The sequence below is a fragment of the Alteromonas sp. ABE4_545 genome (assembly GCF_056161325.1).
Window position 1 is genome coordinate 1 of the sequence record NZ_JBSWYY010000091.1, and the last position, 266, is coordinate 266.

Genomic DNA, 266 nt, shown 5'->3' on the forward strand with positions numbered 1-266 from the left:
TCTGGCGAGCGACTCAGGCAGTTCATCGTCTGATAACCTGACTAACGATGCCACAGTCAATGTCACCCTGGCCTCTGACGTCGCAAGCTGGCAATACTCGCTGGATGGCGGTGTAAACTGGACCACCGGTACAGGTACCAGCTTTGAGCTGGCAGACGATACTACCTACGCCATTGGCGATATTCAGGTGAAGCAAACCGATACCGCGGGCAATGAGTCAGCGGTGACGTCAAATAGCGCAGCCATTACCACTGATATGACGGTGG

General features: G+C 54.5%; 1 protein-coding gene. It reads left to right on the top strand.

The window, feature by feature from the left end; all coding sequences use genetic code 11:
• Positions 1-266: hypothetical protein (locus tag ACXAH6_RS20450; RefSeq protein ID WP_474879836.1), on the top strand; the 266-nt coding region annotated here is incomplete at both ends.